We start from the raw sequence: 26,253 nt of genomic DNA on the forward strand, positions 1-26,253 counted from the left end.
TCTTATTAACTTTTGCTCGAAGAAAACATCTTAAAGCACCTCATTATACTTAAAATGCTGCGCTGAAGTTTTTTTTCAGTAATTTGCATGGAAATAAAGAATAACACTTCTTAATCTATTGTACTAGCATCTTGTATTGACTCAAGATCGCTTTCTGTAATAAGGACATCTCGCGGCTTGCTCCCCCGTGCTTCTGAAATAAATCCTTGCTGTTCCATCATATCAATTAACCGGGCAGCGCGATTATATCCAATCTTAAACCGGCGCTGAAGGCTTGACGTTGAAGCTGCGCCCTGTTCAATAACGAACTCGCAAGCTTCATAAAACAGTTCGTCCTCTTCATCATCCACTTGGGCTTTCTTTAGCAATTCTCCCTGTTCAAATAAATACTGTGGTTTTTGCTGCTTGCGGACATGAGCGACGACCGCATCAATCTCCTTATCGGAAACAAATGTTCCTTGCAAACGCACAGGCTTTGATGATCCGTTTTCCAAAAATAGCATATCACCCCGGCCGAGCAGTTTCTCTGCTCCGCTTATATCGATAATCGTTCGTGAATCAATCTGCGACGATACGGAAAAAGCGATCCTTGTCGGTACATTTGCCTTAATTAAACCGGTAATGACATCAACGGACGGGCGCTGAGTAGCGATAATCAAGTGAATTCCGCAAGCCCGCGCTTTTTGTGCAATTCGGCAAATTGCTTCTTCTACATCGGCTGGAGACATCATCATTAAGTCGGCCAACTCATCAATGACAATTACAATATATGGAAGTTTTTCGGAATAGCGTTTTTCCTCAATTGCAAGCTCATTAAAACGATTAATATCTCTTACTCCAGTATGGGCAAACAGCTCGTATCGACGTTCCATTTCATCGACAGCCCACTTTAATGCAGCCGTTGCTGCCTTCACATCCGTTATTACAGGGCTTACGAGATGCGGTATTTGATTATATGGTGCAAGTTCCACCATCTTCGGATCAATGAGAAGCAGCTTTACATCTTGCGGATTCGCTTTATATAACAGGCTTATAAGTATTGAATTAATACATACACTTTTCCCGGAACCTGTTGCCCCGGCAATAAGCCCATGCGGCATCTTTTTTAAGTCGGTTACAATCGGTTTTCCGGAAATGTCCAATCCAAGGACCGCTGTTAACGGGGATTGATTTTCAATAAATTCCCGGCTTTGAATAATTTCACTTATTAAAACAGGCCGGCTCGTTTCATTCGGTACTTCGATTCCAATCGTATGTTTGCCCGGAATTGGTGCTTCAATCCGTATGTCCCTGGCTGCGAGGCTGAGTTTAATATCATCTGATAGATTTGTAATTTTGTTCACTTTTACGCCGGGATCGGGCTGAACTTCAAACCGTGTAACTGACGGTCCCTGTGTCACATTCACCACTTTCGCCCCGACATTGAAGTTTTCTAATGTTTCATTCAACAGATGTTTCTGTTCTAACAGCCAGCCTGTATTTGATGATCTGGCCACAGGCGGTGAAAGCAGGCTTACAGGCGGGTATTCATAAGAATTCTTTTGGTCAGATCCTATCGTACTTAAAGACTCCTTTGGTTGGCTTTGATTATGTTCAATCTCCGGACTTTTTTGCAAGAATGATTTAATATGATCGGCAGAACGTTCATTTTGCTCTCTTTTTGCCTGTTCCCTTAATTGAAGCTTTCTTTTGTCGTCTTTAAGCATTATCACATTAAAAGGAATGTGAGGCCTTCTTCTTTCTGGCACCGCAGCTTGTTCGGATCTTTCCGGGGGCATGTCCCGCATTATCGGTTCTTTCTCTTGAGCGGACTGTGTAATAGACGGTTCATTTTCTATTACATCATCCTCTTGACTATGATCCATTTGCCCGGAAGTTTTTGCTTTATCAGTTTCGGTTATATCTTGGACATGCCGATATTCATTTGCATCGAAAAGAACACTCTTTTCACCGAGGTTGCTTTCATTTTCTTTGTAGTTCATGGTTGGTTCAGTCTTATTGTCGTGCGAATCCGCACTACTGTGCGTGGATTCGGATTTCTCACCATGCCCGGTATATGCAATGTCTGTCAAACCATGACGATGCAGACGTTCATCTTTCAGCTCTTCGTTCTCAGAATGTGTTGAAACTTTTTGAACATCGGAATGAACAACTTTAAGATTCTGATCATGAACCGTTTTGTTGCGATCTATTCCTTCAAGCCCGGTTAATTCGTATTCCACTATTTCTTCTTTGCTTCGGCTCCGCCGCCCGTATCCGTATATAGGAGAAGGTATTTCCGTCGGTCTAAATGGCTGGCGGTTTTTCATTGCTACTTCCTGCTTGTTCCGATCAAATCTTTTTCTTTCTTTCGATTCAGGCTCAAAGATTTGTTCGGATGAAGCGCTCATAACAGAAATGTTCCGTTCCGGTCTCGTTCTGTCTTTCCATTCAGGCCTATCCGGTTTTTCCGCTGGCATTTTAGATGCTCCTGGATCATTTTCGTTTCGTCTTCTTACCCTTTCCCTTCTTTGTATTCTTTCATTTTGATCAGGAATAAGAGGAAAACGAAATTTACCGTTTGGATATTGATAGGCAATTTTTGCGTCAACTTCCTTGCTTCCGGAATTTTGCTCTCGGCTGGATTCTTTTGCTTGATAGCTGTCTCCTTCATCAATATATTCAAATTCTTCATAATCATTTTTAAACATTTGGAAAAGCTTCTTAATCCAACTCAATAAAATCACTCTTTCTACTATCACTATCACTTCTATTTTATCAGTAAATCTTAAAATATCGAGAAAATTTGCGAGAATGAGCCTTAATGAAGAGCAGTTGGTTAATTTTACAAAAATAAAGTCTTACTTTTTTCTTAGCAATTAACATAAGATGGACTATTTTTTTCAAAGCGGTAACGAATATTTCAAATTTCTTGCATGAATAAGGAGAAAAAAGAAGAGGCTGCCTCATAAGGATCTGACCCCATGTGCATTTATCAATATATAGCACATTTATGCAACATTATGTCCTATATATTGTTTATGGGGTCTCATCCTTAGGCATGAGACAGCCTCTTAACTGTATCCAAAAAAATCACGGCTTTTTTCGATTCTTTCCTAAAATAAAGATCGGTTCAAGCTCTTCATTCTCATAAAAGAACGATAAGGCAGTTATCGGAACATAGCCGCTTGCAAAAAAGCTCATCGTCATCTGAGCAAGAACATCGAAGCCGGTATCATTTTGAATGTCGCCGATAATCAACACATCCTGGTGAGGGACCGATACCGTCATCCTGCCGGTGATTTTTTTCTCCATGTCCTTTAAGAACGACTTATTTAAAATTCTGCTTGCATCATATCCGTCATTTGTATTTATAAAGTAAAAAGTATTGCCGGCCACTTGATCTTCTTTCGTGGTTACAGGGAGAGTCCTGACATTAAATAAAGCAGTTTCCCTGACCCTGTCCGCGTCCCATTGTTCCTTTTTCAGCAAATTTTCATCAATAAGCCGGTACGTTTTTCCCAGATCCAAAGCATAATAAATTCTCGTTTCTGCTGTATGGTCATCATAAAAAAACGGGACTCCTTCTTCGGCTTCCGTTGGAAATGAAGTGGAACGGATAACAGGAAAAATGCTTTTTTCTTTTCCGGAAAGCTGAACATCATGGTCCATTGCCCTCAAGCCTTCCTCTACATAATACACTACTTCATCAATCGCTTTCTCTTTTTGAAGCTGCCACTTTGCTATAATTCCGGGCAGCGAAACAGTAATTCCTTTGCCTGTTTGTTTGTTCTCTATTCTGAGCTGGTCTTTCTCACGGTCAAAAGAAAATGTACGATCCGGCCGGCTTAACCGTTTTTCAAGTTCTTTCCTCATTTTTTTGCTGTTCATTTTTTCCTCCTTTCATAAAAATACCCTTTAACTTACTGTTTTACCTTTCCAATCGTACAACAAAATCCCCCCATCTCAAAAGAGACGGAGGGAATGCTATTATTTCAGATTTGAAATAAATGTTTCAACTTCTTCCTGGGTTTTACGATCTTTGCTGACGAAGCGTCCCATTTCGCGGCCATTTTCAAACGCAATAAAACTCGGGATTCCAAATACATCCAATTGACCGCATAAATCAATAAATTGATCGCGATCAACATGTACAAATGTAAATTCGGTAAATTTTTCTTCAATTTCCGGAAGCGCCGGTTCGATTGCCCGGCAATCCGGACACCAGTCCGCCGAAAAAACAAAAAGATGTTTTCCGTTTTTCTTAAACTGCTCAAATTGCTCTACTGATTCTAAGTTTTTCACTTTCTTTCTCCTCCTGTATGAATCAATATGTCACCGGACTCGATCCAGCCTTTTTTCCTCATATATTCCGATAATAGCAGCCAAAATGCCGCAGGTCCAATAAAATGCAAAATAGCAGCCTTCAGCCATACCTCCGTTCCAAACCATTTTTGTGATATTAACGCATTAACGCAGTGAGGGTCTGGCCCTCATTATATTAACGCATTAACGTGGTGCGGGACTGGCCCTCATTGAATTAACGCATTAACGCGGTGAGGGATTGACCCCTTTTTTTGTCTGGTATTCGTATTGCCCGATGAGCAGGTTCATGATATGAGAAAACATACTTGCACGATCGATTCTCCCTTTTGTAAAAACTCCGACTGCTCCTTCATTTTTACGAACGTCTGCTTTTTGGGCATAGTCTTCCATTACCGGGCCTAATTCTTCACCGGACCGGAGCCGTTCCGCTATCACTTCAGGAAGCAAAATTCGGGCGCCCCCGGCAATAATCGGCATAGAATTTTGCGTGATAAGCGCCCCCCAATTACATAGACACAATCCATAGCTTGTTTCCTGGACGCCTCCCTCCAGGCCGATCCCAATATCTCCTTTACCTGTCTCTAGTGCCTGAATAGCCCGGTTTACAGCTCCCTTTATCGTTTCTTCATCACTAAAAGGCTGCTCGCTTACTCCTGAGGGAACGTCAACTGAAAAAAATTCAGCTTCATAGCCGGAAAACGCACTCTTAACCGCTGAAACTTTTGCCGGATTTTTCGTACCAATTATTATCTTCATTCTTCCATCTCACTTTCATGTAAAAAGTAAAAGAAAGCTCCCGAACGGCGTCCCCAGCGCTTTAACACTTTAACGCAGTGCGGGCCTGGCCCTCAATGCATTAACGCATTAACGCAATGAGGGTCTGGCCCCCGATTACCCATTTTGTTTAATCGAGTCAACGGTAGAACGGTCACATGCTTTTACAAGTTTTACAAGCAGCTCTTTTGCGGCCGCGTAATCATCGACATGAATGATCGATGCATGAGTATGAATATACCTCGCACAAATTCCAATTACTGCGCTTGGAACACCTTCGTTCGAAAGATGAACGCGGCCTGCGTCTGTTCCGCCCTGGGAAACGAAGTATTGATATGGAATTCCGTGTGTTTCTGCCGTATCAAGAACAAATTCTTTCATTCCCCGATGCGTTACCATCGAACGGTCCAAAATGCGGAGCAAGACTCCTTTTCCTATATGGCCGAATTCTTTTTTGTCACCTGTCATATCATTGGCCGGGCTTGCGTCAAGGGCAAAGAAAAGATCCGGCTTAATCATATTTGCAGCAGTCTGCGCCCCTCTTAACCCGACTTCTTCCTGCACTGTCGCACCGGAATATAAAATATTCGGCAGTTTTTCGTTTTGCACTTCCTGAAGAAGCTCAATCGCAAGGCCGCACCCGTACCTGTTGTCCCATGCTTTCGCTAAAATTTTTTTGTTATTGGCCATCGGAGTAAACGGACAGATCGGCACGATTTGCTGCCCTGGTTTAATCCCGATTTTTATCGCATCTTCCTTGTCATCTGCCCCGATATCAATGAGCATATTTTTAATTTCCATTGGCTTATTGCGTTTTGCATCATCTAAAAGATGCGGAGGGATTGACCCAATTACGCCGATAACTGGACCGTTTTCCGTAATAATTTGCACCCGCTGCGCAAGTAAAACCTGGCTCCACCATCCTCCAAGAGTCTGGAATCGGATCATTCCATTGTCCGTGATGGAGGTAACCATAAAACCTACTTCATCCATATGGCCCGCGACCATTATAACAGGGCCTCTATCGTCGCCACGTTTTACTCCAAAGATGCTTCCAAGTCCATCCTGGACAACTTCATCAGCGTATTGGCCAAGCTGTTCTCTCATAAATTTACGGACTTGATGTTCATTGCCCGGGGCACCGGGAAGTTCCGTTAATGTTTTAAAAAGCTGTAATGTGTGTTCATTCATCGTCCTTAGACTCCTTTATTTACCTATTTTCTAGGCTATCTTTATATGTATAGTGTTTATTTTACAGAACTTTCACACGGTCTACCACTTCTTACGCGGCGATTGTGATGCAAGTTTTCTCAAAATATCTTGATTAAATTATGTTTCGCATTAAAAAATTTTGGTATGATAAGATGAGAAAATGAAACCTTATATTTCCCCTGGATGTTGAGCCTTTACAATTGGAGGTATACATATGAACTGGAAAACTTTCTTGTTGGGAGTTGGTGCAGGTTTTATTGCCGGTTACGCAGCAAAAGAACTTCTTGATCAAAACAAAACAATTTCCCCCGAAAAAGTTTTAGAACATGTAAAATCCGAATTTAAAAAACAAGGGCCGATCAGCGGTTCCTGGATTCAGATGAAAACTGAACCATACGAAAAGAAGTTGCTGCAATACAACGTATACAAAGGTGGAATATTCAGAATGGCAAATGGCAAAAACGAGCAAATTGAATTCATTGCTGATGCATCTACCGGAACCATTCTCGACGTGTATCAGACATCATAATATTTGAAAATTTTTCCGCAGCAAAAAAATCCCCTGAATTGAAGGGATTTTTTCCTGTTGAAACATTTATTGGAATTTTACCTCACAACGGTAAATGCGATTTCCTTTTTCGGAAAATTTTTGTTCATACTCTGTCATTACATTGCCTTCAAAGTTGCTTTTATGCAAATCCAAACTGATATCCTTCAGCAATAATCCATATTCTGAAAAACTGACCAATGAGTATTCAAACAACCCCTGATTGTCTGTTTTAAAATGTATTTCCCCCTCATCGACAAGAATATCTTTATAGAGATCAAGGAAGGATTTATATGTTAGTCTCCGCTTTTCATGGCGCTTTTTTGGCCATGGGTCGGAAAAATTAAGATAAATCCTCTCAACATCCCCTTTTGCAAAGTATTCCTTCAAATTTGCCGCATTTACGTTTAAAAGCTTAACATTTGGCAGCTCTGCTTCAATCAGCCTGTCCAATGCAGAAACTAAAACACTTTCCTGCAATTCAATTCCAAGGTAATTTATTTTTGGATTCTTTCGGGCCATTTCAGTGATAAACCGGCCTTTTCCTGTGCCAATTTCAATATGGAGCGGCAGGTCCTTTTCAAAAGCTTCGGTCCATTTTCCTTTATAATCCTGTGGAGATAAGATAACGTATTGAGGATATTGCTTTAGTTTATCCTTTGCCCAAGGCTTATTTCGTAATCGCATTGTGACACCTCTATAAAATAATATCGTCCAAACCATACCATGCACCATAATGGGAGCGCAACCTTTTTATTGTCATTCCAGGCATATATGAAATCAAACAAAATCCAATGTATAAATGCAAAAAGGAATTCACAACATATAAGTGAATTCCTTCATAAACTGAAAGGATGATTTGAAATGCCGTTAAGTCATCAAGATCAAGTAAATTTATTAACAGATATATTAAGCAATCACCAGCTGGATTGCTGCGGATCTGTTTCTGAATGTGAACAATTGGAACGATTGGTAAAGTCATTAATGGATAACAACAACGTAAATGAAAATATAAAAACAGTTTTACAAGAAATATATGAATACAGCCGGCACGGAATTCAATCATCTGATTTAGACCGGTACATTGAATCAAACCAAGAGCGGTTAGCCCAATGGGTAAATAATATGAATCAATTATCTTAACAACTTTATAAAATAACGTCCAAATATTGAATCCATTTTTCCATTTCGTCAAAGCGTTTTTTATTTTTATACCATTGGATCGAAGTTAATGTTTGAGCATGAACATACCACTTCATTCTCAGTTTTAAATCTTCCGTTAGTTTCGTTCCGTACCGATTTAACCAGCTTTCCCACTCATTCTCAGGGATATACCAGTACAAAAGAAGGCCAAGATCTATCGCGGGATCAGCAATCATCGCACTATCCCAATCGATTAAATACAACTGGTTGTCGTCAGAAAGCAGCCAGTTGTTATGATTTACATCGCAGTGGCAAACCACTTTTTCATTGCAACGAATGTTGGCAACTTCTTTTCCTAAAAAATCTCTCGCTTTTTTAACAGCCGGAAATTCAAGCAGATCAGTATCCAATTCTTTCTCAATTATGTGAAGAAGGGTTTCCGGTTGAAGCGGTGATTTTCCGAGCCTCGTTAACATACCGAGCAAAGGCTTAGATTGATGAATTTTCCTGAGGAGCTTTGCCACCCGGGTATCGTTCATCTCCGGAGGCTTTAACTCCCGCCCGTACAACCATTGCTGGGCAGTGATCACATCTCCGTTTTCCAATCTCTTTGTCCAAACAAGTTTTGGGACAATTCCCTCAGCAGATAAAACAGCCAGGAATGGAGAAGAATTACGCTTTAAAAACAACTTTTGTTCTTGATGCTTGGCAATAAATGCTTCTCCTGTGTTCCCGCCAGCGGGAACAATCTCCCAATCTTGTCCAAATAAATGTTCCAAAATTGTTCACCTTCAATTTATTCGACAACAGCGGAAATTGGCTCCTTTGCCAAATACAGCCGAATCATCTTTGAATGTATTTATCCTCGAAAAGATAAAAAAGACAGCTATTGAAAATAACTCTAACAATAGCTATCTTAATAAATATTATCTCCAATTGACTTATATCGTCAAGTAAATCATGATCTAAAAAATAGCAGAAAACGCTTTTAATTATTTTACCAGTACATATAAACTAACAGGATTTACCTCGATTTCCATTTGGCTGATTGACAAGAAAGGCTTGGCTTTCGCGTTTTCGTGATTCGCCAGCACTTCCCATTTTCCTTCCATAGGCAAATCAATTTTTTGTACCTTTCGTGAAGGATTAAAAATCACTAAGATCGTTTTCCATTGCCCAAATTCTTGAACATCTTCATAAAAGCAGCCTATTACCGGCTTTGGATAAGGGAGAAAACGTATATGCTTTCTTATCAAATCTGCGCGGTGAAAACGAAAAGCCTGATGCGATTTTCTAATTGAAATGATCCCTTTAATATATTCAACATTATCGGCAAACTGTGTTTTACGGTCCCAATCAAGCTGGTTGATTTCATCTGGGGAACGGTAACTATTTCCAACTCCTTTTTTCGTTCGGAAAAATTCCTGTCCACTGTGAAGAAATGGAATTCCTTGTGATAATAAAACCATCACCGTTGCCAATCTGTGATGCTTTTTTATTATTTCTTCATCTGTTTCTTTTTCACAAATGTTGATTTTATCCCACATCGTATGATTGTCATGTGATTCCACATAATTGACTGACTGAACCGGCTCAGTAAAAATGCCTTTATCCATTTTTTCAAAACCGATACTGCCAACAAGCAATTGCTTGGCAGACTCGAAATAATACTCATTGCCGAGTGCATAGCCGCGGTCGTACAAGTTAAAGGTGCTTCCCTTGATCGAATCCCGAAACCAATCATTAAATTGCCCTATTCCCGGCAAATATTTTTGATTGCGAATATTTGCTTTTTTTTCAGGAGGAATTGGGGTGTTTAAGTCCCATCCTTCACCGATCAAGATGACTGTTTCATCAATTTTGGAAACCTCTTTTCTTATCTCATTCATTGTCTCAATATCAATGATTCCCATTAGATCAAACCGAAACCCATCGACATGGTACTCTTTCAGCCAAAAAAGAACAGAATCGATAATAAATTTTCTCACCATCCGCCGTTCGGTTGCCAAATCATTTCCCACTCCCGTGCCGTTTGAAGGCATTCCAAACTCATCATGCCGAAAATAATAGCCAGGGACAATTTTTTCAAATGAAGACTGTTCACGAATATACACATGATTATAAACAACATCCATAATGACCCTTAACCCTTGTTTTTGAATGGAAAAAATCATTTCCTTTAATTCCTTGATTCTTTTATAGGGATCATGCGGATCTGTCGAATAGCTTCCGTCGGGAACATTAAAATGCAAGGGGTTATAGCCCCAATTATATTTGTTGGCCGGTTTTAATTCATCTACACCTTCAAAATCGTGGAAAGGAAGAAATTCAATATGAGTAATACCAAGGTCTTTCACGTAAGAAAGGCACGTCGGCAACCCGTCTTTTCCTGTTGTACCCGTTTCTCCGGCTCCGGAATACTTTCCCTTATTTTTCACTCCGCTATTTGGATGAATAGTAAAATCACGAATATGCGTTTCATAAATCACCGCATCAACCGCATGTTGAAATGGCGGTAAAGAAGGTTTTTCCCGGTTGGTCTTTGCCAAATCAACTACAACTCCCATTTTTCCGTTAGCCGTTACAGCAACTGCATAAGGGTCAACAGCTTCTTTCCATTCGAGATTTACGCAAACAAGGTATGAATATTGGTAACATTCCAAATCCCGATGAACTTCAGCAAACCAAACACCGGATTCCCCTCTTTGCATTGGAATCGGTTCCAATTCGTTTCCTCCCGGCTCATGAAGCTTCAATCTCACCTTCACTGCTGTCGGCGCCCAAAGTTTAAAAACTGTTTTTTCTCTGGAATAGTTGTTCCCAAGGTCGTTTCCATCATAATAAAAACGCTCATCAAAGGCCTCAGTTCGAATGACCGCACCAATTTGAAGGTCTGTTTTTCCCCCGTGTTCATCTGAAATCCAATATTGTTTTCCAAATTCCGGTTGTATTTCAGAATGGCAAATATATTTTATCGATTCATCCAGCTTCACAGTTTCGGTTATGGTAAGTTCACAGTTTATTTCTTCATTCGTTAAATGAAAACAGGAAGAAGAGCCGCCGTGATAGGAATTGGGGAGTAAAATCGTTATGACTTGTATGTCATCAAGATAAGCAAAAAATTGCCTGTCAATCGCAATCAAAAATGAGTCATCTCCTTTCCTTCCTCTGCTTCCGCTATCTTATATTCTTTCATTTAGATTGAGAGAACGCCTATGAACTTCAACTTGTAAAGAAGAGTGCCAGCGATTTCTCCTTCAGAATAGACAAGAAGATAATACATATCTTTTCCAAAAAGCCCGTCTTTACAGACGTCTATTCGATATTTTTTTCTTCATCAAAAATTTTCCATTCCATTCTTCGCATGGACGTCGTCTGGCAATACTCAAGAAGTATTTTTGCTGCTTTTAATTGCTTATGCTTCAAAGGAGAACGCAATCTTCTCAATGATGTAAACCAATCATCAAGATTCCTTTTTTCCACAAGGCGTACGTCATAAGGTGCTTCTTGGTAATCAATATATCCATTTCTTGAAAGAACTGCTTTACGAACAGGAAGATCGATTTCATACAAGCTGAAAAGCTTTTGAATGATTTTCTCCGTCCGGTTCAAAGCAAGAAGAGGGTTTAAGATTTTTTTCTCTGTATTTTCGTAGCGCTTTGACCAAAACCGATTCTTTGACCCAATAAATACAGCGTGATTTTCTTCTTCCAGAAACGATATACACCACACGTCAATAGGGGTCAACATGATAATTTCCAGTTCAACCGGTGCCTCTTTTAACCGAAAGATCGGTTTGTATAAAACGAGAAATGTGTCCGGAAAGCGCTGAAGGAAAAATTTTAGCTTTTCATCAAAATAATATTTATGATCAACCATTGATTTTTCAATCAGCGTTGAGGTGGCCCACTTCATCTGAAAACGGAAAAGCTGATCAAGGAATTGCTGCTTTAATTCTTCTAAGGATTTTGGGAGAATCGGAAGCGAAGCTGTAAATTGAAGTCCAAAATCCTCATCTTGTTCATTTTCCTCATCTGAGACAATTACATCATTTTCCTCGTTTTCTTTTTTTCTTAAACGAAAAATCCATTTCATTTTATCTATAATCGGCTGTTTTTCATCTTCCAACAAAAAGGACAAATCCTTTTGGCTGTTTTGGTTATTTACATCACCATTCTCCCAAATGTTTTTCAATCGCTCCCACTGCTGCCTTTTTAGACGAACAAATCGGGAAGGATATAAAAAGATATCTTGTTCATATCTGGAAACGTAATCTTGAAGTTTGATCAACTGTCCCATCGACATTGCCTTCCTTTAAATTCTTTTATGTTTGAAGTTTTTATACCAATTTATTCAATTAGAAGCGGAAATGTGGCAACTGGTTCATATTTTGGAGTTTTCTCGAAATGGGTCCGGTATAAGACCACATCTTTCGCTACAAATGTAATCGGCTTTTCTTCAATGCTATTATTTATTGATAAAAAGGCTGGAGAAAAAGGAGAAGAACCGGTCCATTTTCTGGCTAACGTAATATGGGGAGAAAACGGCCTTGTATCAAGTTGAAAACCTGCTTTTTCGCATGCGGTAAATACAAGATTCCTCAATTTATGAAGGCGTTCTTCTTTATTAACTCCTGCCCAGAGAATTCTCGGTGAATCCTTTCTCCCAAAAGTTCCAAAGTGCTGAATAATCAAAGAAAAAGCACGGGTCCCATCAATGTATTTTTGAACCAGCTCTTTTGTTTTATTTAATTGGCTGACAGATGCATTGCCCAAAAATACAAGTGTAAGATGATAGTCTTCATGGTGAACCCACCTCGCAAACTTAAGCTCGCTCTTCAATTGCTCTGCTTTTTCATGCAACAATTTTTTTGATTCTTTTGACAAACGAACCGCTAAAAAATAGTGTGGGTTTTTCTCCATTCGTTGAATTCGCCCTTTCAAAAACACGTTTTTTACCTATTTTAGCAAATCTTTTTTCAAATTGGCAGAAATGAGAGACGAAAGAGATCAATCCTACTTATTGAATAAGTTACATTGTTTTTATAAGATTAAATGAAGAATATCATTTTCAAAAAATAAAATACAATTATATTCTCATATATTGAATAGAATAGGAAAGGTAAAAAATGAAAGTTGTTGAAAATATTGCAAATCTAATTGGAAAAACACCGCTTGTAAAACTTAATCGGCTTTGCCCGAAAGATGGAGCAACTGTCTATTTAAAACTTGAGTTTTACAATCCGAGTAAGAGCGTTAAAGACCGGGCAGCTTATCATATGATTGCAACAGCTGAAAAAGAAGGAAAATTGAAACCGGGCTCAGTGATCATTGAACCAACAAGCGGCAATACCGGCATTGGACTAGCCATGAATGCAGCCGCAAGGGGGTACCGTGCGATTATCGTAATGCCGGATACGATGACGCAAGAAAGGATAAACATTTTGAAAGCGTATGGCGCAGAAGTCGTTTTGACTCCCGGGGATGAAAAAATGCCGGGAGCCATAAAAAAGGCAAAAGAGCTTGCTGCTGAAATTCCCGGCAGTTACATTCCTATGCAGTTTGAAAACGAAGCAAATCCGGAAGCCCACCGACAATCAACAGCACTTGAAATCATTGAAGCTATGAAACAAATCGGGAAGCCGCTAAAAGCTTTTGTTGCAGCTGCCGGAACAGGCGGAACTATTACAGGAACAGGGGAAGTCCTTCGCGAGTATTACCCGGATCTAACTGTTCATGTAGTAGAACCTGCAGGCTCTCCGGTGCTTTCAGGCGGAAAGCCCGGCAAGCATAAGCTCGTCGGCACAAGCCCGGGATTTATTCCTGGCATTCTCAATCAAAATGTGTATGATAAAATTCATTTAATTAAAGATGAAGAGGCGTATGAAATAACACGGCGCCTTGCGAAAGAAGAAGGAATTCTTGTCGGCCCTTCATCAGGTGCAGCCTGTTTCGCCGCAATTGAAACCGCAAAACAGCTTTCACCGGAAGATGTCGTTGTGTGCATCATTAGCGACACAGGCGAACGATATTTATCCAGTGACTTATTCGAATTCGATTGAGAAAAGTAAAATCGGGTCAGACCCCCTTCTTCAATGACAACATATAGAAAATTTTTTATGTTGCATTAGAGGGGTCTGGCCGTACAAAAAGCAATTTTATGGAAGTACGGTTCATTCTTCTCTGATAGGTATATCATCGCATTTCAAGGGTAAAGTTCACTTAGCTGCTAATTCGTAAATCGCCTGTGCATAAATAGCGGTTGCCTTTAACAAATCATCAATAATAATGTACTCATCTTTTTGATGGGCAACATCAGGTCTTCCCGGAAACAGCGGACCAAAAGCAACTCCTGACTTTAAAGAACGAGCGTACGTTCCGCCCCCGATGGAAAGCAGCTCTGCCTTCTCACCTGTTTGTTCCTCATATACCTTCTTTAATGTTTGGACAAGAAAATCTGTTTCATCAACATGGTGCGGCTTTGAATCAGAGAAATTATCAATTTTAAAGCCCTCTTTTTTAAGAAGCTGTTCCAGTTGATCCTTTTTTTCTTCCATATCAGCAGTAACCGGATACCGCAAGTTGATTCCAAGCTGTCCTCCCCGTTCCTTGAAATAGCTGATTTTTCCAACATTAATCGTTAAATCCCCTGTAATCTCATCAGAATATGCAATGCCGAGTTCTCGCCCGCGAGATTCTTTCGAAAAATACTTTGTAACAAAAGTAAAAAAGTGCTGCGCTTTCCGATCGATTTTCCATTGGGACAAAAATTCTGCCAGAAGAAATCCTGCATTCACTCCATTGTCCGGTTCCATGCCATGGGCTGATAAACCTTGCAATTCAATGATTAATTCTCCGCTATCCACATAACACTTTCCTTCGAGTTCACGCTGTTTACGAAATTCTTTAAACCGCTGGATTATTTCTGTTTGCCGGTCATGAACGAAGAGCCCAGCTTTCGCGAAATCAGGAACCATGTTGTACCTTCTACCCGAAGAAAATTGAGCTACTTCAATTTTCACATCATCACCATGATTTGCATCTGCCTCGGAAGATTGGACAATATCAAAATCAGAAATACCTTTTTCCGCATAAATGATCGGGAAATCTGCATCAGGAGCAAACCCCATTGACGGCATTTCTTCATATTTAAAATATGTATCCACGCATCGCCAGTTGCTCTCTTCATCTGTTCCGATAATCATCCGGACCCGCTTTTTTAAAGGAAAACCGAGTTCTTTTACAATTTTCATCGCATAGTAAGCGGCCATTGTCGGACCTTTATCATCAATCGCCCCGCGGGAAAAAATTTTCCCGTCCCGGATTTCGGCGCCGAATGGGTCGCTCGTCCATCCATCCCCTTCAGGTACAACATCAACATGGCAAAGAATGCCTACCAATTCTTCCCCTTCACCGAATTCCAAGTGTCCTGCGACATTTTCTACATTTTTTGCCTTGAATCCGTCTTTTTCTCCGAGATCGAGCATAAAGGATAATGCTTCCTTTACCCCCTGACCGAGCGGAGCATCCGGAGTACTATTTTCTTCATCTAAGACACTTTTAATTTTTAATAACTTTTGTGTATCATGAATCAGTTCGTCTTTTCTTTTGTCAACTTCTTTCATCCAATTGATTGCTTCCACACTATTTCCTCCTTACTGCGTTCCATATATTGCAATGTGAATCCATTATTTCATTATTATAAATATATTCCCGCTTAAATGCTTTTTAAAAAGAAGGGGCTGTCTCAAACCTCCATGGCATATCAGCCACCGCGATAGATGAGTCTTCTAGATAAGACACCGTATAAAAAGCCTAAGGGTCAGACCCTTATGAGACAGCCCCTAGTTTGCAGGTCCTGATTATAATATGGGGGAACGTTGGTCATCATTTTTTTATAGGAAACAGAGAAAGCCACTTTCGTCATTTGATATTTTAAAGAACATATAGCCGACGTCCGTCATAAGCAGCCCATACTTTTTTCATTTTATGGAAAATAAACATTTTCCTTTGGATAAACAAGATTATTACGCAACTGATTCATTATTTCAACAGCAATCCATTCAAAATATTATAGAAAATAAAATCACCTGTAAATGATATACAATTTCAATATTTTCGAAAACTGGAAACTTTTTTCAGAAGCAATAATCATAATGGCCGGTCGCCTCCCATACGTTATAGCATGCACCCAAAAAAGGGGGAACCCATGATTCGATCTATAGAAAAAAAGATATTAATATTTCGTAAATTTGTACTTATCGGTAGAAATTATCTGAAAATATGGTTACAATAAAAATAAAGGAATGGTCTTATTAGATTTACCCTACATGGTAAAGAAAAGGGGTTGTCTGAGGAAAAGAAAACAAACTACATAGCTTGAAGACATGTTTCTTCATGGGAAAGTCGGTTGCAGGAATATGCCAAAGGTTTGAAAAAAGGATAGGGAGTGGTTTTTTGAAACCTTCAACTAACCGAATGTTAAACCGTATCAAATCCGTCTACTTGTATATTAAGAACAATGGAACTGTAACGACTCAAGATCTTGTAGAAGAATTTGGTATAACTCCTCGTACCATCCAAAGAGATTTGAATGTCTTGGTTTATAATGACTTGGTGAAAAGTCCAAGCCGCGGCAAGTGGACAACAACGCAAAAGAAGGTAAAAATGACTTCGTAAAATGTAAATAATGATAGAAAATATGAAGGAACTGCCCAAAAGATTCGTTTTTTTACCATGTGGGCCAGTTCCTTATTTGTTTTATCAAAAATTTTCTTCAAAGAGGATACTTTCGGACGATTATGGCAAATTGACGGCCCATAACTGATCAAAAGCCTATTAACCAAATCAAAGAATCATAAACTCTTAAAAGTCAATGTCGTCCATTAAGATTGATATTCCCTTATTTGTTGCAGCTCCTCATCTGTCAGCTCACGGTATTCCCCTAATTCAAGAGTCTCATCCAGCTTTAAAGGGCCCATGGATATTCTCTTTAAATAAATGACTCTTTTTCCAACCGCCTGAAACATTCTTTTAACTTGATGAAACTTTCCTTCCGTAATCGTTAATTCAATATCTGAAGTTAAACCGGACTTTAAGATTTTTAATTCCCCGGGTTTCGTTTTATACCCGTCATCAAGTGCGACGCCGTTTTTAAATGCCTCTCTATCCCGTTCTGTTACCTCCCCGTCGATTACGGCAAAATATGTTTTAGGAACATGCTTTTTCGGCGATAACAGTCGATGTGCAAGCTGTCCATCATTCGTTATTAATAAAAGCCCTTCCGTATCCTTATCAAGCCTTCCGACCGGAAAAGGCTCGAAGACAAGATCTTCCATTCCCAACAAGTCAATAACCGTTTCATCTTGATGATCTTCTGTTGCCGACACAACACCCGGCGGCTTGTTCATCATTAAGTAGATGAACTCTTTATATTCAACGGTCTCACCATTTAATGTCACGACATCATTTTCAGGGTCAACATGCTGTTTGGCATCTTTTACAATTTGGCCGTTTACTCTGACAGCCCCTTCCTTTAATATCTTTTTTACTTCCTTTCTGCTGCCAAATCCTAAATTTGCCAACATTTTATCGATTCTCATTCTCCACCTCGCAGAAAAATAAATCACCCATAAGTCTCCCGCCTCTATAGCGGTAATAACAAAACTTACATCGGAGGATAAAGTTTCATTTTATCTGGGCGTCTGTCCGTTGCCTTTCATTGTATAATCCATAGACTGATACCATAGTTTCAAAGAAAATAATAAGGAGTGTGTGCTTATATGGATTATTATTATCGGCAGCAAGGAACTGGGTTTCCCCAACCGGGATTTCAAGGATGGCAGGATATCTACCGTCGCCTGGACAGGTTAGACCGCAGGGTTGACAGGCTTGACCAGCAAGTAGACCGGCTAAACCGCCGCATTGACCGGATCGAACGCCGACTCGGAATCAGGGAAGAAGAATACTATAATTACTAAAACATAAGAAGGTGATCTCGCCTTAAAGCGGGGCCCTTCTTCTTTTTAGATTGGCAGACGAAGTTTTCTCTTTAGCTTATCAATTCTGCTGCCAAATAATAAATAAATGAGTTTCGATCGATGGCCTAAATAAAAGACGATTCCTGCCCCAAATACTGCACAAACCATAACGATGATAAAAGACTGAAATCTTGTTTCCGGAGACAAAAACAATACTGAGAAACGATAGACAAATTTTGTAGCAATATACATTATGGCGGTAAAAATAGCAATAAGCAAACTCCGTCTGGCCACAAAACGAAACGGATAACGAGCAAAATATTTAATGACAAACAAATTAATGATAATGGCCCCGGTATAGCCAAGTGCCGTTGCTAATACAGCTCCCTGTGTCTCCATTAATTTTATAAGCGGAATATTTAAACTTAATTTAATCAATAAACCAACAAGCAAACTTAACACCGTGAAGCGCTGCTCATTAATTCCTTGCAAAATCGCTGCGGTAACAGAATAAAGAGCAAATAATATCGCAACCGGAGAATACGATTTTAACACCTCTGTTCCAATATCCGCATGACCGTAAAAAATAGTGTAAACCGGCTCAGCCAGGAGTGAAAGGCCGATAGCGGCGGGCAATGTCAAAAAGAGAAGCACTTGAAATGTTTGATTAAGCTGATGATTCAGGTTGCTCAAGTCTTTTTCCACAAATGCTTTTGTAACACTTGGAACCAACGTTAATGAAAAAGCAGTTGCTAGCGAAACAGGGATAATCACAAGCTTGTGTGTTTGGAAATTAAGAACAGAAAATGCTGACACTGCTTGATTTTTATCAATTCCAAGTGACAGCATTGCCCTTGTGAATGTCAGCTGATCAATAAACTGGAACAAAGGATTGGCTATTCCGACAAGAACAAACGGAGCGGCATACGTTAATATTTCTTTATACATTTCTCTTAAAGAAATATCCATCGTACCCTTATCCTGCTCAAGCAGCTTGTCCAAATGAGGTTTTCGTTTAAACCAGTACCAAACTAAAACAACCATGCTGCCGATTGCGCCGATAAAAGCGGCAAATGTTGCCACACTGACAGCAGTTACCAAGCTTCCATCGAAAACATTTAGGACAATGTATGCTCCGGCCAATAGGAAAACAATTCGGACAATCTGTTCAACAACCTGTGAAACAGCTGACGGGCCCATCGATTGATGTCCCTGGAAAAATCCGCGGATCAAACTCATAAATGGAACAACGATTAATGCAAAACTTACGGCTCTTATTACGGTCGTAACATCTTCTACTTTTATTTTATCAGTACTTGATGAACTTCCTTTTTCATTTAACATGCTGATTTCAGAAAGAACAGGTGCAGAAAAGTAAAGTATTAAAAATGATATTATTCCGCTCGCCAACATGACAATGAGTCCGGATTTAAAAAGCTTTCTGCCTACAGCATACTCGCCAAGAGCATTATATTTTGATATAAATTTGGAAACAGCAAGCGGAACACCAGCTGTTGCAACGCTGATAAAAATCGTATATGGTACATAAGAAAATTGATAAAGCGCAGTCCCATAGTCTTTTACAATCGCATAAAACGGAATAACATAAAAAAGGCCAAGAACTTTCGAAATAATTGTTCCCAGTGTCAATATGAAGGTACCTCTTAAAAGCTTTGATGACATATAATCCCTTCCTAAAAAAAATAACTCCGACAATGTATTTTATCATAAACTTAAATGAAAGCTGAACTTATCATGAATTTTCATATTTCCTTCACATAGCCATATCAATAGTTTACCTTTCTTTTTCCCCATATACTACCTGCCATCTTCCTCCCGGCAAAAACTGTTTCGTTTTCATCCTGTTTGGAAATGTTTTATAATATGAACGTGTTTGAAAGCGAATAGAGAAAAGTTGGTGAAACGATGAGTTTTGACGTAATCGTCATCGGCGGGGGCCCATCCGGGTTAATGGCAGCGATTGCAGCAGGTGAGCAGGGTGCCAAGGTGCTTTTGATTGATAAAGGGGAAAAGCTGGGCAGAAAGCTGGCAATTTCCGGCGGCGGGCGCTGTAATGTAACAAACCGTCTTCCTGTAGAAGAAATTATCAAGCATATACCCGGAAACGGGCGCTTTTTATACAGTGCATTTTCAATTTTCAGCAATGAAGATATCATTTCTTTTTTCGAAGGACTCGGGGTAAAGTTAAAGGAAGAAGACCACGGCAGAATGTTCCCGGTCAGTAATAAAGCAAAATCGGTAATTGATGCTTTACTGAAAAAACTGGCCGAATTGAAAGTTGAAATTAGAACAAATTCACCGGTAAAAGACATCCACTTTGACGACGGAAAAACATCATTTGTGGAATTGAAAACAGGAGAAAAAATAAAAGCGTATTCGATTGTCATTGCAGTCGGAGGCAAGTCAGTGCCTCAAACAGGATCAACCGGAGACGGTTATGCCTGGGCTAAAAAAGCAGGGCATACCATTACAAAATTATTTCCCACTGAAGTACCTGTCACATCATTTGAGCCTTTTATTCAAAATAAAACGCTTCAAGGTCTTTCATTGCGGGATATTTCATTAAGCGTTTTAAATCCGAAAGGCAAACCGCTGATCACCCATCGAATGGATATGATCTTTACGCATTTTGGAATCAGCGGCCCGGCAGTTCTCCGCTGCAGCCAATTTGTCGTAAAAGCGATGGACAAATGGAATCTGCCGGAAGTAACAATGAGCCTTGACTCCATTCCAGATAAGAAGGAAGAAGAGCTTTTTCAAGAAATTGCTAAACTTATTAAAGCGGAACCGAAAAAAGCGGTTAAGAACACACTAAAAGGGCTCCTTCCGGAAAGATACCTTTTATTTTTATTAGAAGAAAATAGTATTGATCCATCTATACAATGTTCAGCTGTCTCCCGCGAAAAACTTCGAAGTTTTGCCCGAAGCTGCAAACAGTTCCAATTTAAAGTAAACGGGACTCTCTCGATTGAAAAAGCGTTCGTTACCGGCGGCGGAGTCTCCGTTAAAGAGATCGAACCGCAAACGATGGCCTCAAAAAAGATGCCCGGACTTTATTTTTGCGGGGAAATCCTTGATATTCACGGATACACCGGCGGATACAATATTACAGCAGCACTTGTTACCGGCAGGCTTGCCGGCCTGAATGCTGCCATTTATTCATTAAACGAGAATCGGCCGTAAAAATTTGGCCGGTTCTTACCAGTACTTGAGTCAAAACGTTGACAGAACTTTTTTTGCATGTTTCCCAAAAATGTTTACAGATTTTCCAAGATAAAATAGTTTTATTGCAAAATTATATTCTTTTTTTGCAAGATTATCAGTTATTTTTCCAAAATAAATTGGATTTTTTCCAAGATTACCATTAGATGGATTGATCCTCGTATTCCCGGCTCATGCCCGATAAATCACCATTGCAGTAAAACAGTAAATTTGCTCTTCTTCATCTTCTTTAATGGCGGCAATATTGTACTTAATATCTACAATTTTATGCTCATCCAATTGTTCCAGAAAGCTGTTCATTTCAATTTCAAGATCCGCTTCGTGCTCCTCATCAAACAGTTTCACTTGAATCAACGGGGACTCTCCCTTTCTAAACCTTATTAATGTTGATTGTATCCAAATATTTTGAATTTTATACTAAATGTGTTTTTAAAAATCTTAATATTTGAAATTTACAATAATAACAGCCATTTGTATTCTCCCCTTTAAATTAAAAACCTTTTGTAATCATAAGATACAAAATTACGACAGGTAATAAAGTAGCTGTAATCCCAAAGATGCCCCAATAACGAGACGCTTTCCGGTAAGCTTTAGAAATGATGCCTTCCTCTATCGATTGGGCGCTGTGGCGGATCATACTGCGCTGTATGGGCAGCAGTATAGTCATCAGTAGAGAATAAATAGTCGTTCTTATTTCGATAAAGGGAGCGTTTGTAGAACAAATAGAAAAAGGGTGATACATATTATACATGACTAATAGTATCACCCTTTATTTTTGCGACTTTTTACGATTTATGTCTTGATAAATAAGAAAAAAATTTTTTATTATATAACACTTGCGCTTTTCAAAGAATTTACTAATATTCCAGTTCGCCTGTCCATTCAATCATGCCGCCTACCATATTCCGCACCTTAAACCCTTGATCTTTTAAATAATAGCAAACAATTTCGCTGCGATGGGCGGCACGGCAAATAATGATGTACTCTTTCTCTTTATCAAAATAGTCCAGGCTTTCCGGAATATCGCCCATTCGAATATGCTTTGCACCTGGAATTATCCCTTGAGCTACTTCATAATCTTCCCTTACATCGACCATCTCTAATTTTTCTCCGGCTTCAAGTTTCTTTTTCAGTTCCTCCGGAGTAATGGTTTCTATTCTTTCGATTTTTATCACCCTTTCAAAAGGACTTTTTCGACTAAACGAAAACCTGTGATATGGCATAAACTCATGAACAATAATACCAATTTCAAAATAAATAAAAAAGCAAACTGCCAATATTTTATTCACCAAATAGAATAAATTCCCCCGTTAAACCGGGGGAAGAACATCTTAATTTGCGACAATATTAACGAGTTTTCCTGGCACGGCAATTACTTTGCGAACGGTTTTTCCGTCAATTTGTTCTTTAATTTTATCATCTTCCATCGCAATTTGCTCTAATATTTCTTTCGTTGCATCAGCAGGCACGAAAAGTTTTGCCTTTACTTTTCCGTTTACTTGGACAACGATTTCGATTTCATCATCCACAAGCTTTGCTTCATCATATGCCGGCCAAGCTTCATAAGCAATCGTACCGCTGTGGCCAATCTTTTCCCAAAGCTCTTCAGCAATATGTGGACATATCGGAGAAAGCAATTTCACAAAACCTTCCATAAAAGCTTTCGGAAGAATGTCAGCTTTGTATGCTTCGTTAATAAATACCATTAATTGAGAAATCGCAGTATTAAAGCGCAATCCTTCAAAGTCTTCCGTCACTTTTTTAACTGTTTGATGGTAAACTTTTTCAAGGACTTGTGCATTGTCGGTTTCTTGAATTTTTGGATTGAGCGATCCGTCTTCATCTACAAACAAGCGCCATACACGGTCAAGGAAGCGGCGGGAACCATCCAGCCCATTCGTAGACCAGGCTTTGGAAGCGTCAAGCGGACCCATGAACATTTCATATAAACGGAGTGTATCAGCCCCATGGCTTTTTACAATATCATCCGGATTAACAACATTGCCTCTTGATTTGCTCATTTTTTCATTATTTTCACCAAGAATCATCCCTTGGTTATACAGCTTTTGGAATGGCTCTTTTGTTGGAACAACTCCAATATCATATAAGAATTTATGCCAGAAGCGTGCATATAGCAGATGAAGGACGGCGTGTTCTGCACCGCCGATATAAATGTCAACCGGAAGCCATTCTTTCAGCTTTTCAGGATCTGCTAACGCATTTTCGTTTTTTGGATCAATATAGCGCAAATAGTACCAGCAGCTTCCCGCCCATTGCGGCATCGTATTTGTTTCGCGGCGTCCTTTCTTTCCAGTGACTGGATCGACAACATTTACCCATTCTTCGATATTAGCCAGAGGAGACTCACCTGTGCCTGACGGTTTAATTTCTGTTGTTTTTGGAAGAGTCAGAGGCAGCTCTTCTTCCGGAACCGCCGTCATTGTATCGTCTTCCCAATGAATGATAGGGATTGGCTCGCCCCAATAACGCTGGCGGCTGAACAGCCAATCACGAAGGCGGTATGTTACCTTCTTCATGCCGATTCCTTTTTCCTCAAGCCAGCTAATCATTTTCTTGATTGCTTCTTCCTTAGTCAGCCCGTTAAGAAATCCTGAGTTTATATGCTCTCCGTCTCCCGTATAGGCTTCCTTCTCAATATTTCCGCCTGCAACTACTTCTTTAATAGGGAGACCAAATTTTTTCGCAAATTCATAGTCTCTCTCATCGTGGGCCGGCACTGCCATAATTGCACCTGTTCCATAGGTGGCGAGTACATAATCGGCGATCCAGATCGGCATTTTCTCGCCGTTAGCCGGATTTATCGCATAAGCGCCTGTAAATACGCCTGTTTTTTCTTTTGCTAAATCTGTCCGCTCAAGATCGCTTTTGCTTTTGATTTGATCAATGTATTTTTCAACTGCATCACGTTGTGAATCAGTTGTAATTTGTTTTACTAATGAGTGCTCGGGAGCAAGTACAGCATAGGTTGCTCCAAAAAGAGTATCAGGGCGGGTTGTAAATACGGTAAATGTACCGTCATGGCCTTCGATTTTGAACGTAATTTCCGCACCTTCAGAGCGGCCGATCCAATTGCGCTGCATTTCTTTAATGCTTTCCGGCCAATCCAATTCTTCTAAATCTTCCAGCAAGCGGTCAGCATAGGCAGTAATTTTCAGCATCCACTGTTTCATTGGACGGCGTTCGACCGGATGGCCGCCGCGCTCGCTTTTCCCATCAATTACTTCTTCATTTGCCAAAACAGTTCCAAGGGCAGGGCACCAGTTAACAGGCACTTCATCAATATAAGCAAGTCCTTTTTCATAAAGCTTTAAGAAAATCCATTGTGTCCATTTATAATAATCAGGATCTGTCGTATTTATTTCTCGATCCCAATCATAAGAAAATCCTAGCGATTTAATTTGGCGCCGGAAATTTTCAATATTGTGTTTTGTAAATTCTGCCGGATCGTTTCCCGTATCAAGGGCATACTGCTCAGCAGGCAATCCGAATGCATCCCACCCCATCGGGTGAAGGACATTATAACCCTGCATCCGCTTCATGCGCGACAAAATATCAGTAGCGGTATATCCTTCCGGATGGCCAACGTGAAGCCCTGCACCTGAAGGATATGGAAACATATCGAGGGCATAAAATTTCCTTTTGCCTTTTTCTTCATTTGTTTTAAATGTTTTATTTTCTTCCCAATATTTCTGCCATTTCTTTTCAATTTGCTGATGATTAAAGCTCATTGTTTTTCCTCCTGTTTACTGAAATTGTTCTATCACTTCGTTATAGTGAGATCTTTTAAATAAGCTTTATTTAAGGGGTGCAAAATGCTGTTTATCAACAATACTCATTAACAAGACCTTTAAATATAAAAAACCTCTCATCCCAAAAAGGGACGAGAGGATTATGTTAAGTTCTCCCGCGGTACCACCCAAATTAGTGTGCAACCACACTCACTTCATTTATCCTTAACGCGGAAAACGGCAAGCATTACTTGAACATTTCACACTTGCAACTCAAAGGCGAGTTCATGATGTGCCCGGCTGGCTTGCACCTGCCGCCAACTCTCTTAAACGGGCGAGTCCACCACTACTACTCCTTTTCACTGTCTTTCTCAATATTAATTATATTGATATTGATATTGTAATAAATTTCCCTTCAGGATGCAAGCGGGCCCATCATTAAAGAGCCTGTAATGGATATTATACCATTAAGGAAAACGAAAAAGGAGGGAGTGCCATATGCCATTTATACAATTAGAAAATGATGTTGAACTGTATTATAAAGATTCAGGTTCAAGGACCCCGGTCATCTTTATTCGCGGATTTTGGATGAGCAGCCGTTTTTACTATAAACAATAAGGGAAAATAGGAACTTGTTAATATTAGTATTTAAAAAAACTTCTTTCACAACTGAAGCCCGCCATAAAGGCGGGCCGTTTTAGGAAGACTGTTCCGGTTCAGGGTGAAATTTTGATTTGACGGGTTGCCCGCCTCGTTTTTCATAATTTTTCTTCGATTGTTTTATCGGATCAAAATCTTTTCCAAGTTCCATGTCCTGATTGTTAAAGCCATTTCTCGTTTTCTGTTCGGGATTATTTCGTTTAGAACGTTTTTTCATTCAGCGACTGCTCCTCTCTCAACAGGATCATATCGTTTTGCAATTGCTGAATCTGCAACCTCTTCCGATGAAGCTGTTCACGCTGCTGGGCATTTGCGCTATGGGCAAGGTGTGCCAGGTCATTATAAGTTGTTTCCAACTGCTGCAGCGCAGCTGTATATCCATCTTTGTCAAAATGCTGCTGCTTCCGGCCATTTTCGTAATGTTTTTGGGCTAATCGGATTGTATCCTCACATTGCTGAAGAAAGTTCTCCATGGATTCACGCGTAGCCATGATTAGTCCCCCTCTAAATGATTCCATCATGATATTGAAGCACATGCTTCATCTTTTATTTTGTTCCACTCTCCCCTTATTAAAACTGAACAACTTCGAGAATTACTGCCAATTCACTTGCAAGAATTTCATTTGGATAATTAATTTCTT

General features: G+C 39.8%; 24 protein-coding genes and 1 other annotated feature. Of the genes, 6 read left to right on the forward strand and 18 right to left on the reverse strand.

Annotated features, from left to right (window positions below):
* Window positions 1-110: 110 nt before the first annotated feature.
* The 5 genes from PB1_RS15990 to PB1_RS16015 form a co-directional block, all read right to left on the reverse strand.
* Complete coding sequence (locus tag PB1_RS15990) at window positions 111-2,717, reverse strand: DNA translocase FtsK (RefSeq protein WP_034645491.1); 2,607 nt, start codon at window positions 2,715-2,717, stop codon at window positions 111-113.
* A gap of 355 nt (window positions 2,718-3,072) precedes the next feature.
* Entirely contained in the window at window positions 3,073-3,870 is a 798-nt protein-coding gene (locus PB1_RS16000) for a DUF1444 domain-containing protein (protein ID WP_004438997.1), read from the reverse strand.
* Window positions 3,871-3,969: 99 nt separating this feature from the next.
* On the reverse strand, window positions 3,970-4,284 hold the full coding sequence (locus PB1_RS16005) for a thioredoxin family protein (protein WP_004438999.1): 315 nt from the start codon (window positions 4,282-4,284) through the stop codon (window positions 3,970-3,972).
* A gap of 243 nt (window positions 4,285-4,527) precedes the next feature.
* Entirely contained in the window at window positions 4,528-5,061 is a 534-nt protein-coding gene (locus PB1_RS16010; RefSeq protein ID WP_004439003.1) for a DUF84 family protein, read from the reverse strand.
* A gap of 135 nt (window positions 5,062-5,196) precedes the next feature.
* Window positions 5,197-6,270 (reverse strand): M42 family metallopeptidase, encoded by a 1,074-nt coding sequence (locus PB1_RS16015; RefSeq protein WP_004439005.1) that lies wholly within the window; start codon window positions 6,268-6,270, stop codon window positions 5,197-5,199.
* A 235-nt stretch (window positions 6,271-6,505) separates the two neighbouring features.
* Between PB1_RS16015 and PB1_RS16020 the strand changes: the two genes are divergently transcribed.
* Window positions 6,506-6,820: a PepSY domain-containing protein gene (locus PB1_RS16020; protein WP_004439007.1), complete on the forward strand. Its 315-nt coding sequence runs from the start codon at window positions 6,506-6,508 to the stop codon at window positions 6,818-6,820.
* A 66-nt stretch (window positions 6,821-6,886) separates the two neighbouring features.
* Here PB1_RS16020 and trmB read toward each other — a convergent pair whose 3' ends face one another.
* Window positions 6,887-7,525: a tRNA (guanosine(46)-N7)-methyltransferase TrmB gene (gene trmB / locus PB1_RS16025; RefSeq protein WP_004439009.1), complete on the reverse strand. Its 639-nt coding sequence runs from the start codon at window positions 7,523-7,525 to the stop codon at window positions 6,887-6,889.
* 177 nt (window positions 7,526-7,702) lie between these two features.
* Between trmB and PB1_RS16030 the strand changes: the two genes are divergently transcribed.
* Window positions 7,703-7,981, forward strand: a complete 279-nt coding sequence (locus tag PB1_RS16030) for a YtzH-like family protein (protein WP_004439012.1) — start codon at window positions 7,703-7,705, stop codon at window positions 7,979-7,981.
* A 5-nt stretch (window positions 7,982-7,986) separates the two neighbouring features.
* On the opposite strand, the gene PB1_RS16035 is transcribed toward PB1_RS16030, so the two are convergent.
* The 4 genes from PB1_RS16035 to thpR all read right to left on the reverse strand — a co-directional run bounded on the left by PB1_RS16035 (window position 7,987) and on the right by thpR (window position 12,903).
* Entirely contained in the window at window positions 7,987-8,760 is a 774-nt protein-coding gene (locus tag PB1_RS16035; RefSeq protein WP_004439014.1) for a phosphotransferase family protein, read from the reverse strand.
* Between the two features lie 213 nt (window positions 8,761-8,973).
* Window positions 8,974-11,124, reverse strand: a complete 2,151-nt coding sequence (pulA, locus tag PB1_RS16040; RefSeq protein ID WP_004439017.1) for a type I pullulanase — start codon at window positions 11,122-11,124, stop codon at window positions 8,974-8,976.
* A gap of 172 nt (window positions 11,125-11,296) precedes the next feature.
* Window positions 11,297-12,280, reverse strand: coding sequence for an NERD domain-containing protein (locus PB1_RS16045; protein WP_004439019.1), 984 nt, complete (start codon window positions 12,278-12,280; stop codon window positions 11,297-11,299).
* A 50-nt stretch (window positions 12,281-12,330) separates the two neighbouring features.
* Window positions 12,331-12,903, reverse strand: coding sequence for an RNA 2',3'-cyclic phosphodiesterase (thpR, locus tag PB1_RS16050; RefSeq protein WP_004439023.1), 573 nt, complete (start codon window positions 12,901-12,903; stop codon window positions 12,331-12,333).
* Window positions 12,904-13,109: 206 nt separating this feature from the next.
* On the opposite strand from thpR, the gene cysK reads away from it, so the two are divergent.
* Entirely contained in the window at window positions 13,110-14,042 is a 933-nt protein-coding gene (cysK, locus tag PB1_RS16055) for a cysteine synthase A (protein ID WP_004439027.1), read from the forward strand.
* Between the two features lie 156 nt (window positions 14,043-14,198).
* On the opposite strand, the gene pepV is transcribed toward cysK, so the two are convergent.
* Window positions 14,199-15,623, reverse strand: coding sequence for a dipeptidase PepV (gene pepV, locus PB1_RS16060; protein ID WP_004439029.1), 1,425 nt, complete (start codon window positions 15,621-15,623; stop codon window positions 14,199-14,201).
* An 814-nt stretch (window positions 15,624-16,437) separates the two neighbouring features.
* Here pepV and PB1_RS16065 point away from each other — a divergent pair.
* Window positions 16,438-16,659, forward strand: a complete 222-nt coding sequence (locus PB1_RS16065) for a DeoR family transcriptional regulator (RefSeq protein WP_004439032.1) — start codon at window positions 16,438-16,440, stop codon at window positions 16,657-16,659.
* 206 nt (window positions 16,660-16,865) lie between these two features.
* On the opposite strand, the gene PB1_RS16070 is transcribed toward PB1_RS16065, so the two are convergent.
* A complete protein-coding gene (locus PB1_RS16070; protein ID WP_034645723.1) occupies window positions 16,866-17,582 on the reverse strand; it encodes a pseudouridine synthase in 717 nt (238 codons plus the stop codon).
* A gap of 180 nt (window positions 17,583-17,762) precedes the next feature.
* On the opposite strand from PB1_RS16070, the gene PB1_RS16075 reads away from it, so the two are divergent.
* Window positions 17,763-17,960 (forward strand): hypothetical protein, encoded by a 198-nt coding sequence (locus tag PB1_RS16075; protein WP_004439038.1) that lies wholly within the window; start codon window positions 17,763-17,765, stop codon window positions 17,958-17,960.
* A gap of 45 nt (window positions 17,961-18,005) precedes the next feature.
* Here the strand turns inward: PB1_RS16075 and PB1_RS16080 are convergent, their stop codons facing one another.
* Window positions 18,006-19,643 carry a putative polysaccharide biosynthesis protein gene (locus PB1_RS16080; protein ID WP_004439043.1) on the reverse strand — a complete coding sequence of 546 codons (1,638 nt, stop codon included), beginning with the start codon at window positions 19,641-19,643 and terminating at the stop codon, window positions 18,006-18,008.
* Window positions 19,644-19,886: 243 nt separating this feature from the next.
* On the opposite strand from PB1_RS16080, the gene PB1_RS16085 reads away from it, so the two are divergent.
* The gene (locus PB1_RS16085; protein WP_004439046.1) at window positions 19,887-21,164 is read left to right on the forward strand and encodes a BaiN/RdsA family NAD(P)/FAD-dependent oxidoreductase; all 1,278 of its coding nucleotides are present in this window, start codon (window positions 19,887-19,889) and stop codon (window positions 21,162-21,164) included.
* Between the two features lie 210 nt (window positions 21,165-21,374).
* Here PB1_RS16085 and PB1_RS16090 read toward each other — a convergent pair whose 3' ends face one another.
* The 5 genes from PB1_RS16090 to PB1_RS16110 form a co-directional block, all read right to left on the reverse strand.
* Complete coding sequence (locus PB1_RS16090) at window positions 21,375-21,557, reverse strand: sporulation protein Cse60 (RefSeq protein WP_004439049.1); 183 nt, start codon at window positions 21,555-21,557, stop codon at window positions 21,375-21,377.
* Between the two features lie 503 nt (window positions 21,558-22,060).
* Entirely contained in the window at window positions 22,061-22,369 is a 309-nt protein-coding gene (locus PB1_RS16095; RefSeq protein ID WP_034645725.1) for a rhodanese-like domain-containing protein, read from the reverse strand.
* A 165-nt stretch (window positions 22,370-22,534) separates the two neighbouring features.
* Window positions 22,535-24,952, reverse strand: a complete 2,418-nt coding sequence (gene leuS, locus PB1_RS16100) for a leucine--tRNA ligase (RefSeq protein WP_004439054.1) — start codon at window positions 24,950-24,952, stop codon at window positions 22,535-22,537.
* Window positions 24,953-25,097: 145 nt separating this feature from the next.
* Window positions 25,098-25,324 (reverse strand) — a binding site (T-box leader).
* A gap of 325 nt (window positions 25,325-25,649) precedes the next feature.
* Entirely contained in the window at window positions 25,650-25,829 is a 180-nt protein-coding gene (locus PB1_RS16105; protein WP_004439060.1) for a hypothetical protein, read from the reverse strand.
* Window positions 25,813-26,103: a YtzC family protein gene (locus tag PB1_RS16110; protein WP_004439063.1), complete on the reverse strand. Its 291-nt coding sequence runs from the start codon at window positions 26,101-26,103 to the stop codon at window positions 25,813-25,815. Before PB1_RS16110 ends, PB1_RS16105 begins: the two co-directional genes overlap by 17 nt.
* Window positions 26,104-26,253 lie beyond the last annotated feature (150 nt).

This window comes from Bacillus methanolicus PB1 (assembly GCF_000262755.1).
In the GTDB taxonomy this organism is placed as follows: Bacteria; Bacillota; Bacilli; order Bacillales; family Cytobacillaceae; genus Bacillus_Z; species Bacillus_Z methanolicus.

What these genes read in the sequence shown, in the direction of transcription:
- PB1_RS16000 (WP_004438997.1), bottom strand. Translation starts at nt 3,870, where the DNA reads ATGAACAGCAAAAAAATGAGGAAAGAACTTGAAAAACGGTTAAGCCGG.
- PB1_RS16010 (WP_004439003.1), bottom strand. Translation starts at nt 5,061, where the DNA reads ATGAAGATAATAATTGGTACGAAAAATCCGGCAAAAGTTTCAGCGGTT.
- PB1_RS16015 (WP_004439005.1), bottom strand. Translation starts at nt 6,270, where the DNA reads ATGAATGAACACACATTACAGCTTTTTAAAACATTAACGGAACTTCCC.
- PB1_RS16020 (WP_004439007.1), top strand. Translation starts at nt 6,506, where the DNA reads ATGAACTGGAAAACTTTCTTGTTGGGAGTTGGTGCAGGTTTTATTGCC.
- trmB (WP_004439009.1), bottom strand. Translation starts at nt 7,525, where the DNA reads ATGCGATTACGAAATAAGCCTTGGGCAAAGGATAAACTAAAGCAATAT.
- PB1_RS16030 (WP_004439012.1), top strand. Translation starts at nt 7,703, where the DNA reads ATGCCGTTAAGTCATCAAGATCAAGTAAATTTATTAACAGATATATTA.
- PB1_RS16045 (WP_004439019.1), bottom strand. Translation starts at nt 12,280, where the DNA reads ATGGGACAGTTGATCAAACTTCAAGATTACGTTTCCAGATATGAACAA.
- thpR (WP_004439023.1), bottom strand. Translation starts at nt 12,903, where the DNA reads ATGGAGAAAAACCCACACTATTTTTTAGCGGTTCGTTTGTCAAAAGAA.
- cysK (WP_004439027.1), top strand. Translation starts at nt 13,110, where the DNA reads ATGAAAGTTGTTGAAAATATTGCAAATCTAATTGGAAAAACACCGCTT.
- PB1_RS16070 (WP_034645723.1), bottom strand. Translation starts at nt 17,582, where the DNA reads ATGAGAATCGATAAAATGTTGGCAAATTTAGGATTTGGCAGCAGAAAG.
- PB1_RS16075 (WP_004439038.1), top strand. Translation starts at nt 17,763, where the DNA reads ATGGATTATTATTATCGGCAGCAAGGAACTGGGTTTCCCCAACCGGGA.
- PB1_RS16080 (WP_004439043.1), bottom strand. Translation starts at nt 19,643, where the DNA reads ATGTCATCAAAGCTTTTAAGAGGTACCTTCATATTGACACTGGGAACA.
- PB1_RS16085 (WP_004439046.1), top strand. Translation starts at nt 19,887, where the DNA reads ATGAGTTTTGACGTAATCGTCATCGGCGGGGGCCCATCCGGGTTAATG.
- leuS (WP_004439054.1), bottom strand. Translation starts at nt 24,952, where the DNA reads ATGAGCTTTAATCATCAGCAAATTGAAAAGAAATGGCAGAAATATTGG.
- PB1_RS16105 (WP_004439060.1), bottom strand. Translation starts at nt 25,829, where the DNA reads ATGAAAAAACGTTCTAAACGAAATAATCCCGAACAGAAAACGAGAAAT.
- PB1_RS16110 (WP_004439063.1), bottom strand. Translation starts at nt 26,103, where the DNA reads ATGGCTACGCGTGAATCCATGGAGAACTTTCTTCAGCAATGTGAGGAT.